Here is a 4,553-nt window from a genome sequence, read left to right as displayed (position 1 = left end):
CCGGGCCTACGCCGAGGCCCAGCGGCTCGACGCCGGCAGCGCCGCCTCGGTCGCGCCCAAGCTGGCACTCATCCGCAAGCTGTTCCCGGCGCCCGCGGGCAAGGCGGGGCAGCCTGCGCCGGGCGGCGCGGCGTCGGCCACGGGCCGCTCCCCGCCGGCATGAGCGCGTCCAACGCCCGCACCGGGCCTGCATGAACACCGTGTTTTTTTCAAAGGAGTGATTGGATGATTTGCAGAAGAAATTCCACCCTGGCGCTTGCCAGCCTGGCGCTGAACGCGCTGTTCGCAGCAGTACCCGCGCAAGCGCAAGATACCCCCACCAAGGTACTCATTCTTCAGTTTGAAAAAGCAGCAGTACCCGGGCAGACACAGAATGCCCCCAAGGTCCGGCTACTCACCTCCATGGGCGAAATCGTGCTCCAGCTCGACCCCGACAAGGCGCCCAAGACGGTGGAGAACTTCCTCACCTACGTCAAGGCGCGGCACTATGACGGCACCGTGTTCCACCGCGTGATCGACGGCTTCATGATCCAGGGCGGCGGCTACACGGCCGACATGCAGCTCAAGCCCACCCGGTCGCCGATCCCGCTCGAAGCCAGCAACGGCCTGAAGAACCTGCGCTACACCGTCGCCATGGCGCGCACCGGAGAGCCCAACTCGGCCACCTCGCAGTTCTTCATCAACGTGCGGGACAACGCCTCGCTCGACGCCCCCAACCCCGACGGCCACGGTTACGCCGTGTTCGGCAAGGTGCTCAGCGGCACCGAGGTGGTCGACAAGATCCGGGTCGTCCCCACGGGCAACAAGGGCGCGCTCCAGAACGTGCCAATCACCCCCGTGACCATCGACTCCGCCACCCTGGTGAAATGAAAAAATCCTCACCCATGCACAATCCCCAAGTCGAACTGCACATTACCGGCTACGGCGTCATCACCCTGGAACTCGACCCGGCCAAGGCGCCCCAGTCGGTGCAAAACTTCCTGTCCTACGTGGACAAGGGCCATTACGACAACAGCCTGTTTCACCGCGTGATCCCGGGCTTCATGCTGCAAGGCGGTGGCTTCGGGCCCGGCATGCTCCTGCGGCCGACCGATGCGCCAATCCGCAACGAGGCCGACAACGGCCTGAAAAACGCCCCCTACACCGTGGCCATGGCGCGTACGGGCGAGCCGCACTCGGCCACCGCGCAGTTCTTCATCAACGTGGCCGACAACGGCTTCCTGAACCACACCGCGCCGTCGGACAAGGGCTGGGGCTACGCCGTGTTCGGCAAGGTGGTCGCGGGCACCGAGGTGGTGGACCGGATCAGGGCCGTAAAAACCGGTCGCAAGGACTGGCACGACGACGTGCCCAAGGACGATGTCGTGATCGAAAAGGCCACTGTCCTGGGCTGAGAGCGATTCCTGTGCACACGGGCATTCCCCGGTTCGAGGTGCTCTGCGCGCCTGCGCACTGGCGCAGGGTCGATTTCATTTCCGACCTGCACCTGCAGGCCGGCGCGCCGGACGCCCGCGTGTCCACCCGATCCCTCTGGCAGCACTACCTGCAGACCACGCCGGCCGATGCCCTGTTCATCCTGGGCGACCTGTTCGAGGTCTGGGTGGGTGACGACGCCCTGCACGAGACCGGCAGCTTCGAGGCCCGGGTCTGTGCGGACCTGCAGGCCGCCGCGCGGCGCCTGCCCGTGTGGTTCATGCAGGGCAACCGCGATTTTCTGGCCGGCGCCGCGTTTCTTGGGCACTGCGGCATAGCCGCCCTGGCGGACCCTGCCGTGCTGGTCTTTGGTGGCCAGCGCATCCTGCTCAGCCACGGCGACCTGCTGTGCCTGGAAGATCGGGACTATCAGCGCTTTCGCCTGCAGGTGCGCAGCGCCGCATGGCAGCAGCGCTTTCTGGCGCAGCCCCTGGCCGTGCGCCGGGCGCAGGCACGCAGCATGCGCCAGGAGAGCGAGGCGCGCAAACGCCTGGGCGCGCCCTGCGCCGATGTGGATGCCGCCGCCGCCATCGCCTGGCTGAACGCCGCCGACGCACGCACCCTGGTCCACGGCCACACGCACCAGCCGGCCGAGCACGCCTTGGCGCCCGGCCTGCAACGGCTGGTGCTCAGCGACTGGGACGCGGCGGCGACGCCGGCGCGCGCCGAGGCCCTGCGCCTGTCGGCGGCGGGGTGGCAGCGGCTGGCCGCCCTGCCCTGACCCGGGGATTGCCGCCCCCAAACGGATCTCGCCATGCCGCCCCTTGTGCGCCGACTCTGGCACCGCGTTTGCGCCCGCGTCGCGCCCCGGCCCGAGATCCCTTCCGCGCTGTGGCTGGATACGCTGCAACGCCACCCGTTTCTGGCCGCGCTGCCGCTGCCCGAAAAACGCAGACTGCGCACGCTCAGCGCCCTGTTCCTGCGGCACAAGGAGTTCCACGGCGTGCACGGCCTGGTGGTGAGCGACGCGATGGCCGTGGACATCGCGGCCCAGGCCTGCCTGCCCCTGCTGCACTGGGGCGCGCCGGCCAGGGCGCTGGACTGGTACGGCGATTTCGTGGGCATCGTGCTGCACCCCGACGCGGCGCTGGCGCGGCGCCAGACGGTGGACGCAGCCGGGGTGGTGCACACGCAGCGCCAGGTGCTGCTCGGCGAGGCCATGGAGCGCGGCCCGGTCATGCTCAGTTGGCAGCACAGCGCGCACACGGACGAGAACACGGCGCGCGGCGCCAACCTGGTTCTGCATGAATTCGTGCACAAGCTGGACATGCGCAGCGGCCAACCCGACGGCTGCCCGCCCCTGCCCGCGGGCTTTCTCGGCACGCGCAGCTTCCGCGCCGCGCGCCAGGCCTGGTGGGCAGTCTGGGAGCCGGCCTACGTGCAGTTCCGCGAGCGCGTCACCCTCGCCGACCGCTTCGGCGCCGAACGCCCCTGGCTGGACGCCTACGGCGCCGCCGCGCCGGCGGAGTTCTTCGCCGTGAGCTGCGAGGCCTACTTTGTGAACCGGCAGCGGTTTGCGCAGGACTTCCCGACGCTGATTCCGCTGCTGGACGCATTCTTCAAACGCCCGGCCGATGACCCACCGCAGGGGTGAGGCAGCGCGCCATTTTTCGCCAGAAGGTCCCCGATCCGCTGCGCGTCGTTACCCCGGGGGACACATCAGTTTCATGGCGCAACGCAATGGATAATTACCGAAGCCAAACCGCACTCTACCGAACCCCACCCATGACCACCCTCCCTGCGCCCACCTACGACGACGTCGTGGCCGCCGCGGGCCGCATTGCCGGCCATGCGCACCGCACACCGGTGCTGACTTCGCGCAGCATCGACACGGAGTTGGGCGCCCGGCTGTTCTTCAAATGCGAGAACCTGCAACGCATGGGCGCGTTCAAGTTCCGCGGCGCGTTCAACGCGCTCGCCCGGTTCGACGCGGCGCAGCGCAGGGCGGGCGTGATCGCCTTCTCGTCGGGCAACCATGCGCAGGGCATTGCGCTCGCGGCGCGCGAGCTGGGAATTCCCGCGACCGTCGTCATGCCGCAGGACGCCCCTGCCAGCAAGATCGCCGCCACGCAGGGCTACGGCGCCAGCGTGGTGTTCTACGACCGCTATGCGCAGGACCGCGAGCAGATCACCCGCGCCCTGGCCGAGCGCGACGGCCTGACGCTGATCCCGCCCTACGACCACGCCGATGTGCTCGCGGGCCAGGGCACGGCCGCCAAGGAGTTGTTCGAGGAGGTGGGCCCGCTCGACGCCTTCTTCGTCTGCCTGGGCGGCGGCGGGCTGCTCTCGGGCTGCGCCCTGGCGACGCGCGCGCTTGCGCCCGGTTGCACGCTCTACGGTGTGGAGCCGGCCGCGGGCAACGATGGCCAGCGCTCGTTTCGCAGCGGCTCCATCGTGCATATCGACACCCCGGAAACCATTGCCGACGGCGCGCAGACGCAGCATCTGGGGCAGCTCACCTTCCCCATCATCCGCCGCGACGTGGACGACATCCTCACCGTGACCGACGCGCAGCTGATCGACGGCATGCGCTCCTTCGCCGAGCGCATGAAGCTCATCGTCGAGCCCACGGGCTGCCTGGGCTTTGCGGCGGCGCGCGCCATGCGCCAGGAACTCCAGGGCCAGCGCGTGGGCGTGCTCATCAGCGGCGGGAATGTGGACCTGGCACGCTTTTGCGCCCTGCTTGCGGCGTAGCACACAGCGGCGCGCGCCACGCCGCATGCAACGGGCGCAGTCCTCCCGCGTCTCAAAACTCCAGGTTGTCGATGAGCCGCGTCCCGCCAAGCCGCGCGGCGCCCAGTGCCACCAGCGTGCCGGGCGCGTCGCCGGCCGTGGCGGTCTGCAGATCGGCGCGGCGGCGCACGCTCAGGTAGTCGGGCTGCCAGCCGCGGGCGCGCAGCGCGTCCAGGGCCTGCTGCTCCAGCGCCGGGCCCTGGGCCGGGGCATCGAGCCAGCGCTGCGCCAGCCGCTGCAGCGCCTGCGGCAGGGCCACGGCCTCGCGGCGCTCGTCCGGGTTCAGGTACGCATTGCGCGAGCTCAGCGCCAGGCCGTCCGCGGCACGGCTGGTCTCGGCTGCAACG

The 4,553-nt window shown here is 69.7% G+C and carries 6 protein-coding genes; 5 read left to right on the top strand and 1 reads right to left on the bottom strand.

From position 1 onward, the window contains the following. The first annotated feature begins 225 nt into the window (after window positions 1-225). The 5 genes from VTU_RS0103910 (at window position 226) to VTU_RS0103890 (ending at window position 4,167) form a co-directional block, all read left to right on the top strand. Window positions 226-870: a peptidylprolyl isomerase gene (locus VTU_RS0103910; RefSeq protein ID WP_010100984.1), complete on the top strand. Its 645-nt coding sequence runs from the start codon at window positions 226-228 to the stop codon at window positions 868-870. Window positions 871-884: 14 nt separating this feature from the next. Then, the gene (locus tag VTU_RS0103905; protein ID WP_010100982.1) at window positions 885-1,394 is read left to right on the top strand and encodes a peptidylprolyl isomerase; all 510 of its coding nucleotides are present in this window, start codon (window positions 885-887) and stop codon (window positions 1,392-1,394) included. An 11-nt stretch (window positions 1,395-1,405) separates the two neighbouring features. Then, window positions 1,406-2,194: a UDP-2,3-diacylglucosamine diphosphatase gene (locus VTU_RS0103900; RefSeq protein ID WP_010100980.1), complete on the top strand. Its 789-nt coding sequence runs from the start codon at window positions 1,406-1,408 to the stop codon at window positions 2,192-2,194. A gap of 33 nt (window positions 2,195-2,227) precedes the next feature. Then, complete coding sequence (locus VTU_RS0103895; RefSeq protein WP_010100978.1) at window positions 2,228-3,067, top strand: M90 family metallopeptidase; 840 nt, start codon at window positions 2,228-2,230, stop codon at window positions 3,065-3,067. A 131-nt stretch (window positions 3,068-3,198) separates the two neighbouring features. Continuing rightward, window positions 3,199-4,167, top strand: coding sequence for a threo-3-hydroxy-L-aspartate ammonia-lyase (locus tag VTU_RS0103890; RefSeq protein ID WP_010100976.1), 969 nt, complete (start codon window positions 3,199-3,201; stop codon window positions 4,165-4,167). A 52-nt stretch (window positions 4,168-4,219) separates the two neighbouring features. Here VTU_RS0103890 and VTU_RS0103885 read toward each other — a convergent pair. Continuing rightward, on the bottom strand, window positions 4,220-4,553 hold a 334-nt coding region (locus VTU_RS0103885), incomplete at its 5' end, for a pantoate--beta-alanine ligase (protein WP_010100974.1).

Source organism: Verminephrobacter aporrectodeae subsp. tuberculatae At4, from assembly GCF_000193225.1.
GTDB classification, from domain to species: domain Bacteria; phylum Pseudomonadota; class Gammaproteobacteria; order Burkholderiales; family Burkholderiaceae_C; genus Acidovorax; species Acidovorax aporrectodeae.
Note: the sequence above shows the minus strand (reverse complement) of the source record. Positions and strands in the feature narration are given on the sequence as shown.